A 23,206-nucleotide genomic window follows, 5' to 3' on the forward strand; every position below is an offset into this window, starting at 1 on the left:
CCATGGAGCACTATCAGATGTCCGAATGGATCGACGGCCAAGGCCGCAAGATCGACTACCTGCGCCTGTCCGTAACCGACCGCTGCGACTTCCGCTGCGTCTACTGCATGGCGGAGAACATGCGCTTCCTGCCGCGTCAGCAGGTGCTGACCCTGGAAGAGATCGAACGGGTAGCGCGCCTCTTCGTCGAACGAGGCGTGAAGAAGCTGCGCCTCACCGGCGGTGAGCCACTGGTGCGCCCCGGCATCGTCCACCTCTGCGAACGCCTCGTGGCGCTGCCCGGCCTGCGCGAACTGTGCATGACCAGCAACGGCTCGCAGCTCACCCGGCTGGCCGGCGACCTGCATGCGGCCGGCCTGGCGCGCCTGAACATCAGCCTCGATACCCTCGATGCGCAACGCTTTGCCGCCATCACCCGTACCGGACGCCTGGAGCAGGTGCTGCGCGGCATCGACGCCGCCCGGCACGCCGGTTTCGAGCACATCAAGCTGAACTGCGTGGTGATGAAGGGCCGCAACGCCGACGAGGTACCGGCGCTGGTGGATTACGCCATCGCCCATGGGTTGGACATCAGCTTCATCGAGGAAATGCCCCTGGGCCAGGTCGGCCGGGAGCGTGAGGAAAGCTTCTGCTCCAGCGACGAGGTTCGCGCGCTGATCGCCGAGCACCACGAGCTGCTGGACAGCGCCGAACACAGCGGCGGCCCGGCGCGCTATGTACGTCTGGCGCAGCATCCGCGCACGCGCATCGGCTTCATCTCGCCGCACTCGCACAACTTCTGCGCCACCTGCAATCGCCTGCGGCTGACCGCGGAAGGCCGCCTGCTACTGTGCCTGGGCCACGAACATTCCCTGGACCTGCGCGGCCTGCTGCGCCGCCATCCGCTGCACGATGAACCCATCCTCGACGCCCTGCGCGGCGCCCTGCAGCGCAAGCCGGCGCGCCACGAATTCACCGTCGGCGATGTGCAGGTGCTGCGCTTCATGAACCTCAGCGGCGGCTGAAACCGACCTCCCTCGGCGGGCAATGCCCGCCGCGTGCCTTGCGTGCTGAACATCCCCTACGGCTATCTCCGGGTGCAATTGTAGGAGCGGGCCATGCCCGCGATCGCGCGCATGGCGCGCTCCTACAGGTCGATGGCGGGCTTCTCCTACATAGAGGCAGCCATAAAAAAGCCCCGGCGACATGAGCGTATCGCAGGGGCTTCGGGCATTTGCCAAAGGTGGAACCGTGGAAGCTGTGGTCGATCATGCGAAAGAAACGTTCGAATCCTCCTCGAATCGCAGTGCAACGCCTCCAGACTAAGCCGGCTGCCCGCTGCACGACATTCCCCCGAAGGAGTAGCGACGCGCACGCAAAGGAGAGTGCGCCGTGCGGTCGCAGGATGCCGCACCGGAGCAACCCGTAGGGCGTATCGGGAACGATTGACGTTGTGTACTTTTTAGTCCAGATTGGATTTTAAGTTTACGCGCGCGTGCGCGTGGACTGACCAGAACAAGAAGTCGTTCGCCTGGGTGAGGGCAAGGCAATGCCGCTGCGAGCTGATGCATCGCGCCCCTGGACGAACCCCGACATGCCGTACTCACTGCCAGACGTAACGGCCGGCGCTCGACCCCGGCGACCACACAACGGAGTTCATCGATGAATCGCAAAGCCCTGCTGGGCGGCCTGATGCTGGCCGCTTTCGCCACCTTCTCCCACGCTGACGACAAGCCGCTGCGCATCGGCATCGAGGCGGCCTATCCACCCTTCGCCTACAAGACCCCGGAAGGCGGTATTGCCGGCTTCGACTACGACATCGGCAACGCGCTGTGCGAAGAGATGAAGCGCAAGTGCCAGTGGGTCGAGCAGGAATACGACGGCCTGATCCCCTCGCTGAAGGTGCGCAAGATCGACGCCGCGCTGTCCTCCATCACCATCACCGAAGAGCGCAAGCACTCGGTGGACTTCACCCACAAGTACTACTTCACCCCGGGCCGCCTGGTGATGAAGGAAGGCGCGCAGCTGGACGATCAGTTCAGCCAGCTCAAGGGCAAGAACATCGGCGTGCAGCGCGGCTCCACCGCCGACCGTTTCGCCACCGAGGTGCTGGGCAAGGCGGGCGCCAACGTGGTGCGCTACACCAGCCAGGACGAGATCTACCTGGACCTGCTGGCGGGCCGCCTGGACGGCACCTTCGCCGACTCCATCCCGCTGCAGATCGGCTTCCTGGACACCCCGCGCGGCAAGGGCTTCGCCTTCATCGGGCCGGAGTTCAAGGACCCGAAATACTTCGGCGAGGGCGCTGGTATCGCGGTGCGCAAGGGCAATACCGAGCTGGTCGGCCAGCTCAACGCCGCCATCGACGCGCTGCGGGCCAATGGCAAGTACAAGGAAATCGAAGGCAAGTACTTCAAGAGTGATATCTACGGGGACTGATCCCTCCGTCGAGCTGTAGCAAAGGCCGCCTTCGGGCGGCCTTTTGTTTTTCGTAGGACCGAGGGGGACGTCGCGCCAATGGCTCCCTGTAGGAGCGGGCCATGCCCGCGATCCGTCGGCAGGGCCGACGCTTCTTTTGCTGGGGGATATCAGGTTTGCTGCGTTGGCTTTGGGAGTATTTCGCCGCCTCGGTGTTTGCGCGGACTCTGTGTTTCGCCCCCTCGGGCGAGTCACTTTTCCAGACGCCGAAAAGTAACCAAAAGGCTTGCCCCGGCATCCGGGTCCCGCTTCGCGGGACTCCCCTCGCTCCATCGAAGTTTCAGGGGCACGCCACGACGGGCCGTCCCTGGCCCATCGTGGCTCTCGCGACATCCATGTCGCTCAACCCCTGAAACTCCGATTCCGCTCGGCCTCCTGAACGGGGCATTCGGAGTGCGCGGATGTTTCTCTGGAAGCTTCACCGAGGCAGAGCCAGAGCCGGGGATTGGGATTCGGCTCTTCGTAGGAGCGAGCTTGCTCGCGAACAGTGCTGTCGGCTACGTCGGTACTGGGGCAGTTCGCGAGCAAGCTCGCTCCTACAGGTGTTCATCCTGCAATGTCCTGGAGCGGTTAACCTTCGCGGACAAGGTCCGCTCCTACGGGAGCGTATCTTCGGCGCTGGCCCTTGATGGTTTCAGAGGAACTTCCGCGCACGCCGGAGCGCCCCTTCAGGAGGCCGAGCGGAATCGGAGTTTCAGGGGTTGAGCGACATGGATGTCGCGAGAGCCACGATGGGCCAGGGATGGCCCGTCGTGGCGTGCCCCTGAAACTTCGATGGAGCGAGGGAAGTCCCGCGAAGCGGGACCCGGATGCAGGGGCAAGCCTTTTGGTTACTTTTCGGCGTTTGGAAAAGTGACTCGCCCGAGGGGGCGAAACACAAAGTCCGCGCGTACACCCAAGCGGCGCACAAACACGCAAGCAAGACGCGTGTTGCGAGCAAATCCAAGCGGAGCGAAAAGAGGGGCCATCAAACCTCCTCCTTCAACTCCTTCAGGTGCTTGTACACCGTCGCCCGGCCCATGTTCAGCACGTTGGCCACGTAGTTCGCCGCGCTCTTGCCCTTGAACGCGCCCTCGGCATGCAGCGCCAGGACCAGCTCGCGCTTGTGGTCGCGGCTGAGGGTGGAGAGGCTCAGCTGGCGCTGCTGCAGCCAGCCGTGCAGGAAGGTGTTGATGCGTTCCTGCCAGTCGTCGCGGAACAGCGCGTCCGGCTGCGGGATGACCTTGCTGGAGGAGAGAAACAGGTCCAGCGCCGCCTTGGCCGTCTCGAACAGGGTGATGTTGAGGTTGATGCACAGCACCGCCAGCGGCTCGCCCGTGGCGTCGCGCAGCACGGTGCTGATGGAGCGGATCTTCTGGCCGTCCCAGTTGAGCTTCTCGTAGGGGCCGATGTTGCGCTCGTCGTGGCTGCCTTCGAGCATGTCCTCCAGCGCCGAGTCGTCGCCGATCTCGCGCTTGGAGATGTTGTTCGCCAGATACGCCACGCGCTGGTTGCGCAGGTCGTGGATGACCACTTCGGCATGGGGAAAGAACAGCGCGGCGATGGCGTCGGCGATGGCCTTGTAGTTGTCCAGTGGGTCGGCGGCGGTCATGGGCAAGGCTCTCAAGGCGGTGGGGACGGGCGCTGGCGAGTGTGCCGCAAGCGCCCGCGGGCTGTCACGAACGGCGACTCACTCGACCAGCAGGCGCGCCGGGGACAGCATTTCGGCGGTCAGGCCGTGGCGGGTCAGGTGCTCGGGCAGGGCCTCGCGGCGGATCAGCGCGGCGCTGGCCTCGCCCATTGCCGCCGAGGTCTGGATGCCGTAGCCGCCTTGACCTGCGACCCAGTACAGGCCGGGCGTGGCCGGGTCGTAGCCGGAGACCAGGTCGCCATCGGCGAAGAACGAGCGCAAGCCCGCCCAGGTGTGGCTCGGGCGGCGGATGCTGAGGGTGGTGTGCTCCTCGATCTGGTAGATGCCCAGGGCGATGTCCAGCTCTTCGGGCTGCACGTCGTGGGGCTCCACGGGGTCGGCGTTGGCCGGCGAGCCCAGCAGCATGCCGGCGTCGGGCTTGAAGTAGAAGGATTCGTCCAGGCTCACCAGCACCGGCCAGGCGTGGCTGTCGACACCCTCCGGCGGGCTGAACAGGAAGGCCGCGCGGCGCTTGGGCACCAGGCCCAGGGGAGCGGCGCCGGCCAGTTCGGCGATCTTGTCGGACCAGCCGCCAGCGGCATTGACCAGCACCGGCGCACGGTAGGTCTGCTGCGCGCAGCGCACCTCCCAGGCACCGTCGATGCGGCGGATTTCCAGGGCTTCGCTGTCGAGTTGCACGCTGCCGCCGTTGCGCCGTATGCCGCGCAGGTAGCCTTGCAGCAGGCCGTCGGTGTCGATGTCGGCGGCGCTGGGGTCGAGCATCGCGCCGTGGACCTTGTCGCGACGCAGCACCGGCACGATGGCGCAGGCTTCGTCGGCGCTCAGCAGGCGCATCTCCGGGACGCTGGCCAGTGCGCTTTCGTATTGGCGCTTCAGTTCCTCGGGATTGCCTTCGAAGTCCACGGTCATCTCGCCGCGCGGGGTGAGGATCGGATGTTCGACGAAGCCTTCGGGCGGGTTATCGAAGAAGTCGCGGCTGGCGGCGGTCAGCGCGCGCACCTGCGGCGTGCCGTAGGCGACGGTGTAGAGCGCCGCCGAGCGGCCGGTGGAGTGGTAGCCGGCGTGGGATTCGCGCTCCAGCACGGCGACCTTGCCGTGGCGGGAGAGGAAGTAGCCGGTGGAGGCGCCGGCGATGCCGCCGCCGATGATGAGGTAGTCGACTTCGATCATGTTCGTCTCCGGCTCAGGCGGTCTTGCGTTGCAGATGGTAGAGCGCATTGGCCAGGGCGACGTCTTCCAGGCCCAGGCCGATGGAGCGGAAGAAGGCGTGACGCTGGTACGCCGGCTTGGCCGCCCGGCCGCTGACCAGTTCCGGCAGGTCGCCGCGGATGGCGCCGTCCCAGCCGTGCTCCTCGCGGGCCAGGCGCATTTCGCCGGCGGCGGCCGGGGTGGTGGCGCGGTAGTCGCAGTAGACGTCCATCTGCGCCAGCGACGCTGGCGGCACTTCGTGGGCGCGGGCGACGTTGGTGCTGATGGAGGTGATCAGCGCCGGTTTGGTCAGGATCGCCGGGTCGAGCACCGGGGTGCCGGAAGAGGTGCACAGCAGCACCACGTCGGCGTCAGCCACGGCGGCTTCGACGCTGGCGGCCGGTTCCGCGCGCGAGTCGATGGCGCCGAACTGGGCCAGGACGCCGGCGTTCAGGTTCGGCGAGTACACGCGGATGCTCTGCCAGTCGCGCAGGCCGGCGGCGTAGCGCAGGTGCGCGCGGGCCACCGGGCCGCTGCCGACGATGGCCAGGCGCTTGGCGTCCGCAGGGGCCAGTTCGTCCACGGCCAACGCGGTGGTCGCGGCGGTGCGGGCGGTGGTCAGGCTGCCGGCGTCGCACAGCAGCAGCGGCTGGCCGCTCTCCATGGACATCAGCAGGCTCCACGCGGTGACCAGCGACTTGGGCTGGCGCACGATGTACGGCGAGGTCTTCACGCCGTAGACCTTCTGCGATGCCAGTACGCCCAGGTAATTGATGAAGTCGCCGCCGCCATTGGGGAATTCCACCAGCTGTTGCGCAGGCTGCACGGCACTGCCGCCGGCGAGCTCGGCGAACATGTCGCGCATCGCCTGGAGCACGTCGACCTGTTCGAGCAGGCGTTCGGCGTCGGCCTGGTTGAGGGTGAAAGGCGTGGCGGCGGACATGGCGAGACTCCAGGTGTGGATTTATTTTTCCATTCTGGACTCGTTTGTCTTGATCGGCAAGAGCAGGTGGACGGGTGGAGAGGCTCTTGTAGGAGCGAGCTTGCTCGCGAACCGCTGGGCACCGGAACGACCGGCAGCATGCGTTCGCGAGCAAGCTCGCTCCTACGAAAAGCCGGACTACAGGATCGTAGGGCGCATAACGCGTCAGCGTTATCCGCCGCGGGGCCATCGGCGGATAAGCTGTTCCGGTCCATGTGGCTACGGTCTTGTAGGAGCAACTGTCTTCATCTGAAACCCCGTACTGGCTATCTCCCCTCTCCCTGAAGGGAGAGGGGACTGGGCCGGTGCCGGCTGAAACTGTGGCGTCAGCCGGCTCGGATGGCTCCCTCTCCCTTCAGGGAGAGGGCGGGGGAGAGGGCGGGCTCCGGCTCGATTTTTCAGGTGGGAGCAGCTGCTTATCTGAAACCCCGTACTGGCTATTTCCCCTCTCCCTGAAGGGAGAGGGGACTGGGCCGGTGCCGGCTGAAACTGTGGCGTCAGCCGGCTCGGATGGCTCCCTCTCCCTTCAGGGAGAGGGCGGGGGAGAGGGCGGGCCGGCACGATATCCCATGTAGGAGCGGACCTTGTCCGCGATCACCGCGACAGCGGTGCCTTGCGATGAGCGCCGGCCTGTCGGCCGGATCGCGGGCATGGCCCGCTCCTACAGGGGGCTGGCCCTACAGCTTGAACTGCGCCACCAGTTCTTCCTGGCTACCGGCCACGCGGCGCAGGTGCTCGCCGCAATCGCGGGTGTGCGCGGCGGTCTTGCGGTTCTCCACGGTCATGTCGCTCAGGCGGTGCATGTGCTGGTTCACTTCCTGGGTGGTGGCGGCCTGCTGTTCGGCGGCGGCGGCGATCTGGAAGGCCATGGCGTGCACGCCCTGCAGCGAGTCGTCCAGCGCGCCGAGGGCCTCCAGCACGGCCTGGGTGTCCTGCTCCAGGGTGTGGGCCTGTTCGCTGGCGCCGCTCATGCTCGACTGCGCCTGGATGGAGGAATCGCCCAGGCTGCCGACGATGGCGACGATCTCGTCGGTGGCGCTGCGGGTGCGCTGGGCGAGGCTGCGCACCTCGTCGGCGACCACGGCGAAACCACGACCCGCTTCACCGGCGCGGGCAGCCTCGATGGCGGCGTTGAGGGCGAGCAGGTTGGTCTGTTCGGCGATGGAGCGGATCACGTCCAGCACCGAGCCGATCTGCTGGCTCTCGCCGGCCAGGGTCTGCACGACGCCGTCGGCCTGGCGCAGGCCGCTGAGCAACTCGTCCTGGCGGCCGATCATGTGCTGCAGGGTGTTCTGCATGGCGGTGAAGGCCTCGCGGGCGGCAGCGCTGCCGTCCGCGCTGCGGCTGGCGCTGCCGGCGATTTCCTGCACGGTGGCGGCCATCTGGTCGACGGCGCTGACCACCATTTCCAGGGCTTCCTGCTGCTGGTCAAGGTGATGGCTGGTGCGCCCGGCGGCGTCGAGGATGTCGCCGCTGGCGTCCCCCACGGCCTCGCTGGCCTGGCGCAGGCGTTCGACCACCTGGCGCCACGCGGCGGTCATCTCGCGCAGGGCCTGCATCAGGCCGCTGCTGGCGTTGGCGTCGTCGCCCAGGCGCAGTTCGCCGTTGGCCAGGCGCTGGGCCAGCGCGGCCATGCTGGCCGGCTCGCCGCCCAGCGGACGCATCACGCTGCGGCTGACCAGCCAGGTGCCGGCGGCGACGCCCACCAGGGTGAGCAGGCCGAGCACGAGGATCTGCCACATCAGCTTGCGCACCGGGGCGAAGGCCTGGGCCTGGTCCATTTCCGCGACCAGTGCCCAGTGCAGGCCGTCCAGGTTCAGCGGGACGAAGGATTTCAGCGCCGGCTCGTTGCTCAGGCCCGCCTCGGCGAGCCGGCCCTGTTCGCCGGCCAGGGCTTTTGCGATGGCCTGGCCGGGAAGTGCGGCGGGGCTTTCCTGGTCGCGGCGCACGTGGTGATCGGCGAAGCGCACCGAATCCGAGCGCAGGCTGCCGTCGCCGCCCACCAGGTAGGTTTCGCCGGCGTCGCCCAGCCCCTGGCGGTTCTGCATCACCTCGTTGATCGCCGCCAACGGCAACTCGAGCACCAGTAGCAGCTGCAGCTTGCCGTTGTCCTTGATCGGCGCGGCCAGCCATTGCACCGGCTGCTGGTCGTTGGGGGCCTGCTGGATGTCGCTGATGCTGGCCTTGCCGCTGTCCAGGGCGGCACGGACGAACCGGCCGAAGGCGGTGTCGCGCCACTCCGGCGCGCCGATGTTCTGCTGGTAATCCACGCCGCGGCCGAGGCTGAACACCACCTTGCCGTCGCCGCCCACCAGGCGCAGCTCGCGGTAGCCGAAGGTCTTGATGAAGTTCTCGAACACCGGGCGGTCGTAGTTGGCGGTGGTCACCAGGGACTCGCTGTCCAGCCCGGCGTAGTTGCTGCCCAGGTTGGTGGCAAGGCTGCTGAGCTGGTCGTTGCGGGCCTTCCAGGCGTCCATCAGCTGCCGCTGCTTGATGCTGGCGACCGCCTCAAGGGCATTCAGGCTTTGTTCTTCGAGAGCACGGCTGGCCTGGAGATAGACCACGATGGCCATCACCAGCACGGGGATCAGGCCGACCGAGAGGAAACTCAGAGCAAGTTTGGCGCGCAAGGGCATGGGAGGATTCCGACGAGTCTTGGAATTGTTCTCGCGTGCTTTGCAAGAAGCGTGCGAATTTTTTTACGTCTGTAAATAAATCTGATCATGACGGGCCGGGGGCGGGCCTGTTGCGCGGGTAATGGCGCGTTGCCATTGTTTGCGGGGGAATAGCGTACGGTCGTCCCAGCGGGTCCGGCGGGAGAAACGGGCGGCTCTAGAAAGGGCGATGCGTCACCGGCAGTAACGCCGCTGGAAACAAAAAAGGCGAAGCCGGGTGGCTTCGCCTTTTTCTGGTGCAAGCAGCGATCAGTGTTTGCGCGGGACCGGCTTGAGCAACTCGGTGGGCGGCATCTCGCAGGTGATCTTGCGGCCCAGCAGTTCCTCGATCGGCGGCAGGGCGAAGGCATCGTCTTCGCCGGCGAAGCTGATGGAGGTGCCGGTGCTGCCGGCGCGGCCGGTACGGCCGATGCGGTGCACGTAGTCGTCCGGATCTTCGGGCAGGGTGAAGTTGATCACGTGGCTGATGCCGTCGACGTGGATGCCGCGACCGGCGACGTCGGTGGCGACCAGCACGCGAATCTTGCCTTCACGGAAGCCTTCCAGAACCTTGATGCGCTTGTGCTGCGGCACGTCGCCGGACATCTGGGCGGCGCTGATGCCGTCCTTGGTCAGGCGTTCTTCGATGCGGCGCACTTCGTCCTTGCGGTTGGCGAAGACCATGACGCGGGTCCAGTCGTTCTGCGCGATCAGGTTGTACAGCAGCTTGTACTTGTCGCTGCCGGCGACGGCGTAGACGTGTTGCTCCACGGTATCGCTGGCGACGTTTTCCGGCTCGATCTCGACGATGGCCGGGTCGACCGTCCACTGCTTGGCCAGGTTCATCACGTCGTCGGTGAAGGTGGCGGAGAACAGCAGCGTCTGGCGCTCGCCCTTGTACGGGGTCTGGCGGATGATCTGGCGGACCTGCGGGATGAAGCCCATGTCGAGCATGCGGTCGGCTTCGTCCAGCACCATCACCTCGACCATGTCCAGGTGCACCTCGCCGCGCTGGTTGAAATCCAGCAGGCGGCCCGGGGTGGCGACCAGGATGTCGCAGAAGCGCGATTCCAGGGTGCGGAGCTGCTTGTCGAAGTCCATGCCGCCGACGAAGCTCATGACGTTCAGGCCGGTGTACTTGGCCAGGCCGATGGCGTCGTTGGCGATCTGCACCACCAGCTCGCGGGTCGGCGCGATGATCAGCGCACGCGGCTCGCCCATGTAGCGCTCTTTGGGCGGCGGGGTCTGCAGCAGCTGGGTGATGATCGAGATGAGGAACGCGGCGGTCTTGCCGGTGCCGGTCTGGGCGCGGCCGATGGCGTCCTGGCCACGCAGGGTGAAGCCCAGCACCTGCGCCTGGATCGGCGTGCAGTAGGGGAAGCCCAGGTCATGGATGGCGTGCATCAGGCGCGGGTCGAGGTTGAAGTCGTGGAAGCGCGTCTTGCCTTCGGCCGGTTCCACCACGAAGTCTTCCTGCTTCCAGTTGTCCACCACCGGCGGGCGCGGCTTGCGCTCGCGGCGCGGTTTCGGCTCGCGGGGCTTGTCGGCGCCTTCGGCCTTGGCATGCTCGTGCCGGGGAGCCTGTTCGCGTTTTTCGCCGCGTTCGCCTTTCTCGGAACGCTCGGCGCGGGGTTTGTCGCTCTTCGGACCGCGGGCCGGCTTCTCCGCGGCTTCGCCGTCGGGGCGCGGATTGCGCGGTTTGCGCGGACGCTTCTCGCCGCTCGGGGCGGGCTGGGAGGCAGCGGGAGCGGGGGCTGCCGGCGTGGCGACGGGCTGTTCGCCATCGCCCTTGCTGAAGATTTTCTTGAGTGCTTTGAGCACGGTGGTCTCGTACTGGTTAAGGAATGAACGGCCGCCAGTGTAATGCAAGATGCCCGCAGGGCGAAATGCCACGGGTAATCCGCGCGTGGCGCGGGGCGCACGCGCATTGCGGATGTCGGCGCGGCGGGCAGGTTGCAGGGGCGGCAGCGACGGCGGATGGGCGCAGCAAAGGCCGCGGCGTCAGCCGCAGAGGCAGTTGCGGCCCTTCTGCTTGGCCTGGTAGAGGGCGCTGTCGGCGCGCAGGATCAGGCTCGGCAGGTTTTCCTGGATGTCCATCTCGGCCAGCCCCAGGGACACGGTGACACCGGGCAGCACGCCCACCGGCGAATAGAAGGAGGCGATCTGTTCCAGGCTCTGGCGCAGGCGGTTGCCGATGCGCCGGGCTTCGTCGATGGCGATTTCCGGCAGGAGGATGACGAACTCCTCGCCGCCGTAGCGCGCCATGCTGTCCTTGGGTCGCAGCTGGCTGCGCAGGGTATGGGCGACCAGGCACAGGGCGTAGTCGCCGGCCAGGTGGCCGTGCTCGTCGTTGTAGTTCTTGAAGTGGTCGACATCGAGCATGAGCATGCACATCGGCTGTTCGTTGAAGGCGCAGCGTGTGCTCTCGCGGTCGTAGATGTGCTCCAGCCAGCGCCGGTTGAAGAGGCCGGTGAGGGTGTCGATGTTGGCGTTCTGCTCGGTGTCGAGGATGATCCGGTTGCCCTGGCGCACCCGCTCGCAGAGCACCGCAAGCAGGTTCTGCATGACCTGCGGGGAATGCTCGAACAGGCCGATCAGCGCTTCGCGGTGCAGGCGCAGCACGGTGGTCGGTTCGCTGGCGACGACGTAGGCGGAAGGGTGGTCGCTGTCGATGAAGCTGATTTCGCCGGCGCAATCGCCCGGATGCAAGGTGCTGACCGGCTGGTTGTCCAGCGAGCCCAGGTACACCGTCAGGTGCCCGGAGAGGACCATATAAAGGAAGTGGTTGCGGTTGAACGGTGACAGCAGGATTTCCCCGCGCTCGAGTTCACAGGCGCGAAAGTCCTTGAGCAACTGCTGCAGGTTGGCCGCGGCCACGTTCTGGAACAGACGCAGGTGCTGGAGCTGGCGGATGTCCTCGTTCCACTGCGCGGCTTTCATGGCGCAGCGGAATTCGGGGGGCGGCTGATGATGTGCACGACTGACTCTCCCTGTAGTCCTCTTCGCACATTGAGCCATCAGTATTAGTCAGATTTGAGTACTGGCAATTCGCATACAGACCCGGCCGACCGGCGGTCGGCCGGGTGTTTCATCAGTGTTCCAACAGTTCCAGGTGCACCGCGTAACCGCCCAGGCGCTCGGCCAATGCGGCGCGCGAGTCTAGGTCGAGGCCGCCGACGAAGAGGCGGACTTTCTGCCCATGGCGGTCATCGGCCACCACCTCCACGCGCGGTGGCGGGGACAGGTGGCGGGTCTCGTCCTCGAACACACGACGAATGGCATCCAGGCGCAGCGCCGGCTTGAAGGTCTTGCCCACGGCGGTGACCGGGATGGCGTCCAGCAGCCAGACGTCCTTGGGCACCGCCGCGCGTTCGGGCACATGGCGGGCGGCGTGCTCCAGCAGCTCCGCCTCGCTGGCCTGCATGCCCGGCTTGAGCTGGATGTAGGCCACCGGCAACTCGCCGGCCTTCAGGCACGGCTTGCCGACGGCGGCCGCCAGGGCCACGGCGGGGTGGCGATGCAGGGCTTCCTCGATCATCTGCGGGTCGATGTTGTGGCCGCCGCGGATGATCAGGTCCTTGCTGCGCCCGGTGAGCCAGATGTAGCCATCGGTATCGATGCGGCCCAGATCGCCGGTGTTGAACCAGTCGCCGTCGATCCAGATGTCCTTGTTCTTGCTGGCCTGCAGGTAGCCCTTGAACACGGTGGGACCGCGCAGGCAGAGGGTGCCGATCTCGTCCACGGCGGCGTCGCGCAGGTACTGGCCGTTGCCGTCGAGGATCACCGACTTCACCTCGCAGTAGGGCAGGCGCAGGCCGATGGAACCGGGCCGGCGTTCGCCGCCGCGCGGGTTGCAGCTGGTGCCGCAGGTGCCTTCGGTCATGCCGTAGCCTTCGATGACCGCCAGACCCGTCTTCGCCTCGAACTGGCGGATCAGCTCCACCGGCATGGGCGCTGCGCCGCACAGTGCGAAGCGCAGGCTGGACAGGTCGCGGCCCTCGCTGGGCACCTGCAGCAGGGCGGCGTAGATGGTCGGTACGCCGCTGAAGCTGGTGACCTTGTAGCGTTCCACCAGCTTCCAGAAATCCTGGATCAAGGTGGGGTTGCGATAGCCCTGTGGGCCGGCCAGCAGCACCTCGCCGCCGCGCATGAAGGGCGCAAGGCCGGTCACCATGACGCCGTTGACGTGGAACAGCGGCAGACCGCAGAGCAGCACGTCGTGGCCGTCGTAGTCGGCATTCAGGCCCATGATCTCGGCCATCGCCACTTCGTTGAAGTGGCTGTGCGGCGCGAGCTTGGGCGTGCCGGTGGTGCCGCCGGTGTGGAAGTAGGAGGCGACTTCGTCCGGGCCGATCACCCGGCCGCTTTCCAGGTGGTCGTCCGGGCACTCGGCGAGCAGGGCGTCGAAGTCCAGCACGCCCTCGGGCAGCGCGCCGCGGGCCGCCTTCAGCGCCGCGCGTTGCGGCTCGGGCAGCAGGTTGGCGATATCGACCGTGACGATGGCGTTCAGTTCCGGCAACTGCCCGCGCAGGCCGGCGACCTTGTCCCAGAGATCGGTGCCGGGGAAGGGCGCCAGGGTCACCAGCACGCGGGAATCGGCGGCGCGCACCAGCTCGGCGATGTGCTCGGGGTCGAGCAGCGGGTTGATCGCATTGACGATCCCCGCCGCCTCGCCGCCCCAGATCACGTAGTGGGTCTGCGGCAGGTTGGGAAGCAGGAACGACACCGCGGTGCCCGGCCGCACGCCCAGGCGGTGAAAGGCATTGGCGGACTGGGTGACGCGGGCGAACAGCTCCGCGTAGCTGACCTTGAGCGGCTCCTCCGCCGCCGAGCCCTGCAGCAGGAAGCTCAGCGCGGTGGAGGGGCCGTACTGCCGGGCCGAGCGGCGCAGCAGTTCATAGGTGTTGGGCGGCAGGTCGCGGTCCTGCAGCGGGACCTGTTCCAGGGCTTCGACGTCACGCAGGCTGCTGATCGGGGCGTTCATGCTTCTTCTTGTTCTCCGCAGGGTCAGGGGATCACAGGCGCTCCCGCAGCCAGGCGCCGATATCGCCGAGTTCCTCGTTGCTCACTTCATGGCTCATCGGGTAGGTGCGCCACTGGGCGGGCACCTCGTTGGCCTGCAGGAAGTCGTACGCGGCGCGGCCCATGGGCAGCGTCACGACGTCGTCGAAAGTGCCATGCAGGCAGAGCGCGGACAGTTGTCTTTTTGTAGCCGGCAACGTTATGTCGTCACTGAATGTCGGGCCATAGGTGGACAGGGCCATGACCCCGCCCAGCTCGCCGTCCCAGCGCAGGTAGCCGGTGTGCAGCACCACCGCGCCGCCCTGGGAGAAGCCGGCGAGGACGATGCGACGGGCCTCGATGCCCTGGTCGATCTGCGCCTGGATCAGGGCGATCACGCTGTCGGCCGAGGCGTTGAGCTGGTCTTCGTCGATGGCGCGGGCCGGGGACATGGCGCGGATGTCGTACCAGCTGGGGGCGGGCATGCCGTTGAACACGGTGACCGGGCGGGTCGGCGCCTGGGGCAGGATGAAGCGTGTCGAGGTGAAGCTGCGTTGCAGCATCTGTGCTACCGGCTCGAAGTCGTAACGGTCGGCGCCCAGGCCGTGCAACCAAATGACGCAGGAATCGACGCGCTGGCTGGGTTCGAGGATCAGGGGCTGGGTCATGGAGGCTCCAGGATGGGGCGGGCGCTCTAGGAAGGGGCGCCGCGCGCGGGATCGGGTAGGTGGGGCATGCAAGAAGATGTCGCATGGCCATAACTTGTGGGACTTGACTGCACGAAATTGTGAGAGCGTTCCTGAGCTGGTACGCCCCTTGCTATCGCATCCGTAGGCTGTGCGGCCCCGTTTTCCGGTAACACTCTACCGACCCCATCCGGAAAGCTGTACTGGAAGTGGCGCCGCGAAAGTCTTGGGCTGTTTCAGGGCCCGCCGTGCTGGCTGCGGTCAACAGCCGGCGCGGCGGGCCTTCGCCTTCACGCAATGATCCCTTGATGACCCGTTCCGGCGCGCATGACCTGCGCGCTCGAAGGTGTGTTCGCGGCGTCCGTAGGATTTTTCACAGGCCGTCTAGACTCACCTTCAGGTCTCCATCCCGTTTGTTGTCTTGCTGGTGCCTCACGAGGGTACGGCGGTGGAACCGGGACTCCAAAACACTAAAAAAGCAACGGAGAAGATCGATGAAGATGGTGAAATCCACCCTGGCAGTGCTGACCACCGCCGCCGTGTTCGGCATCAGTGGGCTCGCCCATGCCGGTGCCACCCTGGATGCAGTGAAGAAGAAAGGCTACGTGCAGTGCGGTATCAGTGACGGTCTTCCCGGCTTCTCGTATGCCGATGCCAAGGGCCAGTACAAGGGCATCGACGTGGACGTCTGCCGCGCCGTGGCGGCGGCCGTGTTCGGCGACGCGACCAAGGTCAAGTACAGCCCGCTGACCGCCAAGGAGCGTTTCACCGCGCTGCAGTCCGGCGAGATCGACATCCTCTCGCGCAACACCACCTGGACCAGCTCGCGTGACAGCGCGATGGGCCTGAACTTCGTCGGCGTGACCTACTACGACGGCCAGGGCTTCCTGGTGAACAAGAAGCTCGGCGTCTCCAGCGCCAAGGAACTCGACGGCGCCACCGTGTGCATCCAGGCCGGCACCACCACCGAGCTCAACCTGTCCGACTACTTCCGCTCCAACAACCTCAAGTACACCCCCATCACCTACGACACCTCCGACGAGAGCGCCAAGTCGCTGGAGTCCGGCCGTTGCGACGTGCTGACCTCCGACCAGTCGCAGCTCTACGCCCAGCGCATCAAGCTGGCGGCGCCGGACGACTACGTGGTGCTGCCGGAGGTGATCTCCAAGGAACCCCTCGGCCCGGCCGTGCGCCAGGGTGACGAAGAGTGGTTCGACATCGCCCGCTGGACGCTGTTCGCGATGGTCAACGCCGAGGAGCTGGGGATCAACTCGAAGAACGTCGAGGAACAGGCCAAGAGCACCAAGAACCCGGACGTCGCGCGCCTGCTCGGCGCCGAGGGCGACTACGGCAAGGACCTCAAGCTGCCCAAGGACTGGGCGGTGCAGGTCGTCAAGCAAGTGGGTAACTACGGCGAGATCTTCGACCGCAACGTCGGCGACGGCAGCGAGCTGAAGATCAAGCGTGGCCTCAACGCCCAGTGGAACAAGGGTGGTCTGCAGTACGCACCGCCGGTGCGCTGACCTGACCCGTTCCGGCGCCCGGAGTGTGGGCGCCGGAGTGTTTCGAACGACGTGAAGCCTGTCGGGCGGTCGCGGGCGTAGCCCGTGCCCGCCCGGCGCGGCTTGCGAGAGGGCTTACATGCAGAATTCCATCAAGGCCCAGCGCCCGCGGGGGGTATCGCTCAACGATCCCGTCGTGCGCGGCTGGGCATTCCAGATCATCGCCGTCATCGCCGTCGTGGCGGTCGGCTGGTTCCTCTTCGACAACACCCAGACCAACCTCGCCCACCGCGGCATCCAGTCCGGTTTCGGTTTCCTCGACCACAGCGCCGGCTTCGGCATCTCCCAGCACCTGATCGACTACAGCGAAAGCGACACCTACGGACGGGTGTTCCTGGTCGGCCTGCTGAACACGCTGCTGGTCACGGTGGTGGGGATCTTCTTCGCCACCTTGCTGGGCTTCATCCTCGGTGTGGCGCGGCTGTCGCCCAACTGGCTGATCCGCAAGCTGGCGACCCTGTACATCGAGACCTTCCGCAACATCCCGCCGCTGCTGCAGATCTTCTTCTGGTACTTCGCCGTGCTCGGCCCGCTGCCGAACCCGCGGCAGAGCATCAGCTTCGGCGACCTGTTCTTCGTCAACAACCGCGGCCTGCAGATGCCCGCGCCGATCGCCGCCGACGGCCTCGGCCCGTTCATCGTCGCGGTGATCCTGGCCCTCGTCGGCTGGGCGGTGATCTGGAAGTGGGCCAAGGCCCGCCGTCATGCCACCGGCAAGGCGTTCCCGGTCTTCCTCAGCGGGCTGGCGCTCTTGATCGTGCTGCCGGGCCTGGTGTCGCTGGTGGCCGGTGCGCCGTTCCACTGGGACGTGCCGGTGCTGCAGGGCTTCAACTTCCGCGGCGGCTGGGTGGTGATCCCGGAGCTGGTGTCGATCATCCTCGCGCTGTCGGTCTACACCGCCGCCTTCATCGGCGAGACGGTGCGCGCGGGCATCCAGGCGGTCAGCCACGGCCAGACCGAGGCCGCCGGCTCCCTGGGCCTGCGCCCCGGGCAGACGCTGCGCCTGGTGATCATTCCGCAGGCGCTGCGGGTAATCATTCCGCCGCTGACCAGCCAGTACCTGAACCTGGCGAAGAACTCCTCGCTGGCCGCCGCCATCGGCTACCCGGACATGGTCTCGCTGTTCGCCGGCACGGTGCTCAACCAGACCGGCCAGGCCATCGAAACCATGGCCATCACCATGAGCGTCTACCTGGCCATCAGCATCAGCATTTCGCTGCTGATGAACTGGTACAACAAGCACATCGCGCTGGTCGAGCGGTAGGGGATATTCCATGACGACGCATACCTTCAAGCCCGACCTGCCGCCACCCGCGATGAGCGTGGGCGTGCTCGCCTGGCTGCGCGCCAACCTGTTCTCCAGCTGGTTCAATACCCTGCTGACGCTGGTCGGCCTCTACCTGGTCTACCTGATCCTGCCGCCGCTGCTGGAGTGGGCGATCATCAAGGCCGACTGGACCGGCAGCACCCGCGCCGACTGCTCCCGCGAGGGCGCCTGCTGGGTGTTCATCGGCTCGCGTTTCGGCCAGTTCATGTACGGCTTCTACCCCGAGGAGCTGCGCTGGCGCGTGGACCTCACCGTGCTGTTCGTGGTGTTCGGCGCGGCGCCGCTGTTCCTCAAGCGCTTCGCCTACAAGGTGAAGTACGGCCTGGGCTTCCTGGTGGCGCTGCCGATCATCGCCTACTGGCTGCTGCACGGTGGCTTCCTGGGGCTGGAAACCGTGCCGACCAGCGCCTGGGGCGGCCTGATGCTCACCGTGGTGATCGCTGCGGTCGGCATCTGCGGGGCGATGCCGCTGGGCATCCTGCTGGCGCTCGGGCGGCGTTCGAAGATGCCGGCGATCAAGGTCATCTGCGTCACCACCATCGAGTTCTGGCGCGGCGTGCCGCTGATCACCGTGCTGTTCATGTCCTCGGTGATGCTGCCGCTGTTCCTGCCCGAGGGGATGAACCTGGACAAGCTGCTGCGGGCCATGGTGATGGTGGTGCTGTTCGAGGCCGCCTACATCGCCGAGGTGGTGCGCGGCGGCATGCAGGCCATCCCCAAGGGCCAGTACGAGGCCGCGGCCGCCATGGGCCTGGGCTACTGGCGGACCATGGGCCTGGTGATCCTGCCGCAGGCGCTCAAGCTGGTCATCCCCGGCATCGTCAACACCTTCATCGCGCTGTTCAAGGACACGAGCCTGGTGATCATCATCGGCCTGTTCGACTTCCTCAACAGCATCAAGCGCGCCACCGCGGACCCGGCCTGGCTGGGCATGGCCACCGAAGGCTATGTGTTCGCCGCGGTCGTCTACTGGATCTTCTGTTTCGGCATGTCCCGCTACTCCATGCACCTGGAGCACAAGCTGGACACGGGCCACAAGCGTTAGGAGCGATTCATCATGTCTGAAGCCACCAACAAGACCGCACAGCCGGCCATCGGCGATCACGTGATGATCACCATGAAGGGCGTGAACAAGTGGTACGGCCAGTTCCACGTGCTCAAGGACATCAACCTGGAGGTCAAGCAGGGCGAGCGCATCGTGCTCTGCGGGCCGTCCGGCTCGGGCAAGTCCACCACCATCCGCTGCATCAACCGCCTGGAGGAACACCAGCAGGGCAGCATCGTGGTGGACGGCACCGAGCTGACCAACGACCTCAAGCAGATCGAGGCGATCCGCAGCGAAGTCGGCATGGTGTTCCAGCACTTCAACCTGTTCCCGCACCTGACCGTGCTGCAGAACTGCATCCTGGCGCCCATGTGGGTGCGCAAGATGCCCAAGCGCCAGGCCGAGGAAATCGCCATGCATTACCTGGAGCGCGTGCGCATCCCGGAGCAGGCCAACAAGTTCCCCGGGCAGCTCTCCGGCGGCCAGCAGCAGCGCGTGGCGATCGCCCGCGCGCTGTGCATGAAGCCGAAGATCATGCTGTTCGACGAACCCACCTCGGCGCTCGACCCGGAGATGGTCAAGGAAGTGCTCGACACCATGATCGGCCTGGCGCAGAGCGGCATGACCATGCTCTGCGTGACCCACGAGATGGGCTTTGCGCGCACCGTGGCGAACCGGGTGATCTTCATGGACAAGGGCGAGATCGTCGAACAGGCGCCGCCGGATCAGTTCTTCGACAACCCGCAGTCGGACCGCACCAAGCTGTTCCTCAGTCAGATCCTGCACTGACGCAGGGCTCTTGGTAGGAGCGAGCGTGCTCGCGAACCGCCTGGCGACTGTGTGCCCGGGAGCTGCGGTCGCGAGCAAGCTCGCTCCTACCGGAGATGGCGCTCTTCTTCCTCCGACGAGTCCCGCTTCACGCTCGTCTCCCCCGATGGCACGTCCAGCCCTCGACGGCGTATGCTGCCGACTCTACCGCCGCAGGGCGCGCTGCGGGAAAACCGGCTGAACTCGGCCGCCTTCCCGGTGTTCCCATGTGCTGTGGTCTGTCAGGGATGAGCTACCGTTTCAGGGAGCTCCCCTGCATCGCCGTCCAAAGGAAGAGAGCCGACGTGAACCTGATCCTATCGCCAATGAACCTCAGCAAAGCCAAGGCCTGGGGCGCCCACGCGGTGACCTCCAGTGGTGTCATCCTCGCGCTGCTGGCGCTGCTCGCGCTCGTCGACAACAGGCCGCAGGCCTGCCTGCTGTGGCTGGGCGTGGCGCTGCTGGTGGACGGCCTGGACGGCACCCTGGCGCGCAAGTTCGACGTCAAGGCGGTGCTGCCGCACTTCGATGGCTCGACCCTGGACCTGGTGATCGACTACCTGACCTACGTGTTCATCCCGGCGATCTTCATCTACCGCTACATCCCGCTGCCGGTGCATACCGAGCTGCTGGCGGTGGGGGTGATCCTGGTGTCCTCGCTGTTCTGCTTCTGCAACGTCAACATGAAGAGCAAGGACAACTACTTCGTCGGCTTCCCGGCGGCGTGGAACGTGGTGGCGGTGTACTTCTTCGTGCTCGACCTGCACCCCTGGGTGAGCTTCGTCACCGTGCTGGTGCTGGCCGCGCTGACCCTGACCCGCATGAAGTTCCTGCACCCCTTCCGGGTGCGCCAGTTCATGCCGCTGAACATCGCCGTGACCTTCATCTGGATGCTCAGCAGTGCGCTGCTGATCCTCCAGCACCCCGTGGACCAACCCTGGCTGCTCGGCCTGTGGTTCGCCGCCTCCGCCTACTTCGTCGGCGTCTGCGTGTGGCGCACGGCCATGGAGTGGTTCCACTGACCGACCGCGGTATCGCGGTTTGCTTCCACGTAGGATGGTGTGGAGCGAAGCGATACCCATCGATACCCGTTTCCACTCAGCCGTCGATCGACGGCTCTTCGTAGGAGCGAGCTTGCTCGCGAGCGGATTTCCCGGCGGCGTTGGCGTTGGACGGTTCGCGAGCAAGCTCGCTCCTACAGCCACCCCATCATCCTGCGGGCTTCAAGCCTGCCGCCCCAGCAGCCGCTGCCGGAAAGCCCCGGGCGTCTCCCCGCATACCTGCTTGAACAGCCGCGCGAAGCTGGCCCGGTCGGCATAGCCGACGTCGCTGGCGATGCGCTCCAGCGACCGCCCCGGATCACCCAGCGCCTCCTGCGCCGACGCGATGCGCAGGCGCTGCACGTAGTCGTTCGGCGACATGCCCACCTGCTCGCGGAAGCGCCGCAACAGCGTGCGCGTGGAGCAATGCACGCGCTGCGCAAGCGAGGCGAGGTCGAAGGGCTGCGCGTAGTTGTCGTCCAGCCAGGCCAGCAGCGGCTGCAGCGGTGAGCCAGCCGGCAGCGGGTCGGGCAGAAGGGGCGTGAAGCGCCGCTGGCGGCCGCGCCCGTGCTCGAACACCAGGGTCGCCGCCGCGCGCCGCGCCAGTGCCGCGCCGGCGTGGCGCTCGATCAGGTACAGGCACAGGTCCAGCCCGGCCTGGGCACCGCCGGAGCAGAGCCGGCCGCGGTCGTCGGTGCACAGGGCGTCGATGTCCAGTCGCACCTGCGGATAACGTTCGCGGAAGGCCGCTTCCAGCGCCCAGTGCGTGGTGGCGCGGCGCTCGTCCAGCACGCCGGCCTCGGCCAGCAGGAAGGCGCTGCTGCACAGGCTGCCCAGTTCCACGCTGGCAGGCGCATGTCGCAGCCAGTCGAGCAGCGCCTGGTTGGCGGCGAGGGTGGCGGCAACGTCCGCGCCGGTGGCAGGAATCAGCAGCAGGTCGCAGCGCCCGGCGAGGTCGAGGCCGCCTTCCACTTCCACGCGGCCGAACGGCAATGCCACTGGCGCTCCGTCGGCGCTGACCCGCAGCACCTCGAAACGCCGCGCGCCGGCCAGGCGGTTGGCGAGGTGGAAACTGTCCATGGCCAGGCCAAGGCTGGAACACAGGGTTTGCGGGCAGACGAACAGGGCTATCCTGAACATGGCGTCTCGCTTTGCTCGGGCGATGAGAGTGGCGGTATCGATCATAATGTTGTCGATATTGCCAATCGTGTCCAGTCGATCTCGCCGCGATACTGCCCGTATTCCTTCCGACACGAGCGCCACCATGGCCCACGCCAACGCCCAGTTGATCGAACGTTTCTACCAGGCCTTCCAGCGCCGCGATGGCGACGCCATGGCCGCCTGCTACAGCGCCGACGTGCGCTTCAGCGACCCCGTCTTCACCGACCTGCGCGGCGCCGAGGCCGGCGACATGTGGCGCCTGCTCACCGCCCGTGCCCAGGACTTCTCGCTGACCTACGAGGGTGTCACGGCGGACGACACGCGCGGCTCGGCGCGCTGGGTGGCGTCCTACACCTTCACCCAGACCGGTCGGAAAGTGATCAATCACATCCAGGCACATTTCCACTTTCGCGACGGATTGATCTGTCAGCACGTGGACAGCTTCGACCTGTGGGCATGGTCGCGCCAGGCGCTGGGCGCCAAGGGAGCCCTGCTGGGCTGGGCGCCGCCGGTACAGCGGGCGATTCGCGCGCAGGCCGACAAGGGGCTCGCGGCGTACCGCGCACAACGCGGGGCGAATTCCCGATAGCGGGCATTGGTGCTCGCCCGTGGCGGCTGGATAGGCTTAAATGACAGGCGACTGAAAGCCGGACGCCGCCATGATCACACTTTTCCAGTTCCCGCCCGCCTTCAACGTACCCAACGTCAGCCCCTTCTGCCTGAAGCTGGAGACCTTCCTCCGCCTCGCCGGGCTGGAGTACCAGGTCAAGCCGGTCATGGACCCGCGCAAGGGTCCCAAGGGCAAGCTGCCGTTCATCACGCTGGACGGCAAACCCATCGCCGACACGGCGATCATCATGCGCACCCTGCAGCAGTACTACGAATTCGACCTCGACGCCGGCCTCGATGCCCGGGGCCGTGGCTGGGCGGTGTCGATCACCCGCCTGTGCGACGAGCACCTGGTGCCGCTGCTGGTGTACTTCCGCTGGCTCGACGAGCAGGGCTTCCGCCAGGTGAAGGACGTGATGCTGCGCGGCATCCCCGCCCCCCTGCGGCCGCTGGTGGGGGTGATGCTGCAGCGCAAGATCCGTGGCGACCTCAAGGGCCGCGGCCTGCTGCGCCACACCCGCGAGGAACTGCTGAGCTTCGCCCGCGATGACCTTGAGGCCCTCGACGGCATGCTCGGTGACCTGCCGTACTTCGGCGGCGCCCAGCCGTGCAGCGCCGATGCCGCCACCTACGGCGTGCTGGCCAACCTCGTCCTCAGCACCCTGGAAACCCCGCTCAACGACATGGCGCGCAGCTACGAGCGCCTGGTCGCCTACTGCGACCGCATGCAGGCGCGGGTCTGGTCGTCGTGACGGCCGCCGCGGCCAAGCCCTGGTTCGTCTACCTGGTGCGCGCCGAAAACGGCGCGCTCTACTGCGGTATCAGTGACGACGCGCAGCGCCGCTTCGAGGCCCATCGCAGCGGCAAGGGCGCGCGCTTTTTCCATTCCAGTCCTGCGCAAGCCCTGGTCTATGTCGAGGCCTGCCCCGGCAAGGGCGACGCCCTGCGCCGCGAGCGGGCGATCAAGGCGCTGAGCAAGAAGGCCAAGGAGCGCCTGGTGCTGGCCAATCCCTTCACCATCAGCGCCGTGGATGTCGTCCCATCCGAGGGATGAGGT

19 protein-coding genes are annotated in these 23,206 nt (G+C 66.6%); 10 read left to right on the forward strand and 9 right to left on the reverse strand.

The genetic code is table 11. The annotated features are described in order from the left end of the window. Positions 1–17: 17 nt before the first annotated feature. On the forward strand, positions 18–1,004 hold the full coding sequence (moaA, locus tag ACNFIA_RS14450; protein ID WP_416785871.1) for a GTP 3',8-cyclase MoaA: 987 nt from the start codon (positions 18–20) through the stop codon (positions 1,002–1,004). A gap of 637 nt (positions 1,005–1,641) precedes the next feature. Beyond that, a complete protein-coding gene (locus ACNFIA_RS14455) occupies positions 1,642–2,418 on the forward strand; it encodes an ABC transporter substrate-binding protein (RefSeq protein ID WP_416785874.1) in 777 nt (258 codons plus the stop codon). 1,006 nt (positions 2,419–3,424) lie between these two features. On the opposite strand, the gene ACNFIA_RS14460 is transcribed toward ACNFIA_RS14455, so the two are convergent. From ACNFIA_RS14460 to ACNFIA_RS14495, 8 genes are all read right to left on the reverse strand, one after another. Continuing rightward, positions 3,425–4,048, reverse strand: coding sequence for a helix-turn-helix transcriptional regulator (locus tag ACNFIA_RS14460; RefSeq protein WP_416785876.1), 624 nt, complete (start codon positions 4,046–4,048; stop codon positions 3,425–3,427). A 78-nt stretch (positions 4,049–4,126) separates the two neighbouring features. After that, on the reverse strand, positions 4,127–5,257 hold the full coding sequence (locus tag ACNFIA_RS14465) for an NAD(P)/FAD-dependent oxidoreductase (protein WP_416785879.1): 1,131 nt from the start codon (positions 5,255–5,257) through the stop codon (positions 4,127–4,129). Between the two features lie 13 nt (positions 5,258–5,270). After that, the gene (locus ACNFIA_RS14470; protein WP_416785882.1) at positions 5,271–6,218 is read right to left on the reverse strand and encodes an ornithine cyclodeaminase family protein; all 948 of its coding nucleotides are present in this window, start codon (positions 6,216–6,218) and stop codon (positions 5,271–5,273) included. A gap of 716 nt (positions 6,219–6,934) precedes the next feature. Next, positions 6,935–8,893, reverse strand: a complete 1,959-nt coding sequence (locus ACNFIA_RS14475) for a methyl-accepting chemotaxis protein (protein WP_416785885.1) — start codon at positions 8,891–8,893, stop codon at positions 6,935–6,937. Positions 8,894–9,181: 288 nt separating this feature from the next. Continuing rightward, positions 9,182–10,732: an ATP-dependent RNA helicase RhlB gene (gene rhlB, locus ACNFIA_RS14480; RefSeq protein ID WP_416785887.1), complete on the reverse strand. Its 1,551-nt coding sequence runs from the start codon at positions 10,730–10,732 to the stop codon at positions 9,182–9,184. A 180-nt stretch (positions 10,733–10,912) separates the two neighbouring features. Further along, entirely contained in the window at positions 10,913–11,851 is a 939-nt protein-coding gene (locus tag ACNFIA_RS14485) for a GGDEF domain-containing protein (RefSeq protein ID WP_259757053.1), read from the reverse strand. Positions 11,852–12,002: 151 nt separating this feature from the next. After that, a complete protein-coding gene (locus tag ACNFIA_RS14490) occupies positions 12,003–13,895 on the reverse strand; it encodes an acyl-CoA synthetase (RefSeq protein WP_416785889.1) in 1,893 nt (630 codons plus the stop codon). 31 nt (positions 13,896–13,926) lie between these two features. Continuing rightward, positions 13,927–14,580, reverse strand: coding sequence for an alpha/beta hydrolase (locus tag ACNFIA_RS14495; RefSeq protein WP_259757051.1), 654 nt, complete (start codon positions 14,578–14,580; stop codon positions 13,927–13,929). A 512-nt stretch (positions 14,581–15,092) separates the two neighbouring features. Here ACNFIA_RS14495 and ACNFIA_RS14500 point away from each other — a divergent pair. From ACNFIA_RS14500 to pcsA, 5 genes are all read left to right on the forward strand, one after another. Beyond that, a complete protein-coding gene (locus ACNFIA_RS14500) occupies positions 15,093–16,121 on the forward strand; it encodes an amino acid ABC transporter substrate-binding protein (RefSeq protein WP_416785892.1) in 1,029 nt (342 codons plus the stop codon). A 118-nt stretch (positions 16,122–16,239) separates the two neighbouring features. Further along, complete coding sequence (locus ACNFIA_RS14505) at positions 16,240–17,424, forward strand: amino acid ABC transporter permease (protein WP_416785895.1); 1,185 nt, start codon at positions 16,240–16,242, stop codon at positions 17,422–17,424. A 10-nt stretch (positions 17,425–17,434) separates the two neighbouring features. After that, positions 17,435–18,532, forward strand: coding sequence for an amino acid ABC transporter permease (locus ACNFIA_RS14510; protein WP_259757043.1), 1,098 nt, complete (start codon positions 17,435–17,437; stop codon positions 18,530–18,532). 12 nt (positions 18,533–18,544) lie between these two features. Continuing rightward, positions 18,545–19,321 carry an amino acid ABC transporter ATP-binding protein gene (locus ACNFIA_RS14515; protein WP_416785898.1) on the forward strand — a complete coding sequence of 259 codons (777 nt, stop codon included), beginning with the start codon at positions 18,545–18,547 and terminating at the stop codon, positions 19,319–19,321. Positions 19,322–19,587: 266 nt separating this feature from the next. Further along, positions 19,588–20,361, forward strand: a complete 774-nt coding sequence (gene pcsA, locus ACNFIA_RS14520; protein WP_416785901.1) for a phosphatidylcholine synthase — start codon at positions 19,588–19,590, stop codon at positions 20,359–20,361. 201 nt (positions 20,362–20,562) lie between these two features. On the opposite strand, the gene ACNFIA_RS14525 is transcribed toward pcsA, so the two are convergent. Next, entirely contained in the window at positions 20,563–21,519 is a 957-nt protein-coding gene (locus ACNFIA_RS14525; protein ID WP_416785904.1) for a GlxA family transcriptional regulator, read from the reverse strand. Between the two features lie 124 nt (positions 21,520–21,643). Between ACNFIA_RS14525 and ACNFIA_RS14530 the strand changes: the two genes are divergently transcribed. The 3 genes from ACNFIA_RS14530 (at position 21,644) to ACNFIA_RS14540 (ending at position 23,203) form a co-directional block, all read left to right on the forward strand. Then, on the forward strand, positions 21,644–22,129 hold the full coding sequence (locus ACNFIA_RS14530) for a nuclear transport factor 2 family protein (RefSeq protein WP_416785906.1): 486 nt from the start codon (positions 21,644–21,646) through the stop codon (positions 22,127–22,129). A 70-nt stretch (positions 22,130–22,199) separates the two neighbouring features. Continuing rightward, on the forward strand, positions 22,200–22,901 hold the full coding sequence (locus ACNFIA_RS14535) for a glutathione S-transferase C-terminal domain-containing protein (RefSeq protein WP_259757029.1): 702 nt from the start codon (positions 22,200–22,202) through the stop codon (positions 22,899–22,901). Next, positions 22,898–23,203, forward strand: a complete 306-nt coding sequence (locus ACNFIA_RS14540) for a GIY-YIG nuclease family protein (RefSeq protein ID WP_259757028.1) — start codon at positions 22,898–22,900, stop codon at positions 23,201–23,203. Before ACNFIA_RS14535 ends, ACNFIA_RS14540 begins: the two co-directional genes overlap by 4 nt. Positions 23,204–23,206: the final 3 nt, after the last annotated feature.

The sequence above is a fragment of the Pseudomonas sp. NY15437 genome (assembly GCF_048068435.1).
GTDB classification, from domain to species: domain Bacteria; phylum Pseudomonadota; class Gammaproteobacteria; order Pseudomonadales; family Pseudomonadaceae; genus Pseudomonas; species Pseudomonas nitroreducens_B.

Coding starts and splice junctions, on each gene's coding strand:
- ACNFIA_RS14505 (WP_416785895.1), top strand. CDS start 16,240: ATGCAGAATTCCATCAAGGCCCAGCGCCCGCGGGGGGTATCGCTCAAC.
- pcsA (WP_416785901.1), top strand. CDS start 19,588: ATGAGCTACCGTTTCAGGGAGCTCCCCTGCATCGCCGTCCAAAGGAAG.
- ACNFIA_RS14525 (WP_416785904.1), bottom strand. CDS start 21,519: ATGTTCAGGATAGCCCTGTTCGTCTGCCCGCAAACCCTGTGTTCCAGC.
- ACNFIA_RS14495 (WP_259757051.1), bottom strand. CDS start 14,580: ATGACCCAGCCCCTGATCCTCGAACCCAGCCAGCGCGTCGATTCCTGC.
- ACNFIA_RS14465 (WP_416785879.1), bottom strand. CDS start 5,257: ATGATCGAAGTCGACTACCTCATCATCGGCGGCGGCATCGCCGGCGCC.
- ACNFIA_RS14455 (WP_416785874.1), top strand. CDS start 1,642: ATGAATCGCAAAGCCCTGCTGGGCGGCCTGATGCTGGCCGCTTTCGCC.
- ACNFIA_RS14535 (WP_259757029.1), top strand. CDS start 22,200: ATGATCACACTTTTCCAGTTCCCGCCCGCCTTCAACGTACCCAACGTC.
- moaA (WP_416785871.1), top strand. CDS start 18: ATGTCCGAATGGATCGACGGCCAAGGCCGCAAGATCGACTACCTGCGC.
- ACNFIA_RS14460 (WP_416785876.1), bottom strand. CDS start 4,048: ATGACCGCCGCCGACCCACTGGACAACTACAAGGCCATCGCCGACGCC.
- ACNFIA_RS14530 (WP_416785906.1), top strand. CDS start 21,644: ATGGCCCACGCCAACGCCCAGTTGATCGAACGTTTCTACCAGGCCTTC.
- ACNFIA_RS14515 (WP_416785898.1), top strand. CDS start 18,545: ATGTCTGAAGCCACCAACAAGACCGCACAGCCGGCCATCGGCGATCAC.
- ACNFIA_RS14485 (WP_259757053.1), bottom strand. CDS start 11,851: ATGAAAGCCGCGCAGTGGAACGAGGACATCCGCCAGCTCCAGCACCTG.
- ACNFIA_RS14510 (WP_259757043.1), top strand. CDS start 17,435: ATGACGACGCATACCTTCAAGCCCGACCTGCCGCCACCCGCGATGAGC.
- ACNFIA_RS14500 (WP_416785892.1), top strand. CDS start 15,093: ATGAAGATGGTGAAATCCACCCTGGCAGTGCTGACCACCGCCGCCGTG.
- ACNFIA_RS14475 (WP_416785885.1), bottom strand. CDS start 8,893: ATGCCCTTGCGCGCCAAACTTGCTCTGAGTTTCCTCTCGGTCGGCCTG.
- ACNFIA_RS14470 (WP_416785882.1), bottom strand. CDS start 6,218: ATGTCCGCCGCCACGCCTTTCACCCTCAACCAGGCCGACGCCGAACGC.
- ACNFIA_RS14490 (WP_416785889.1), bottom strand. CDS start 13,895: ATGAACGCCCCGATCAGCAGCCTGCGTGACGTCGAAGCCCTGGAACAG.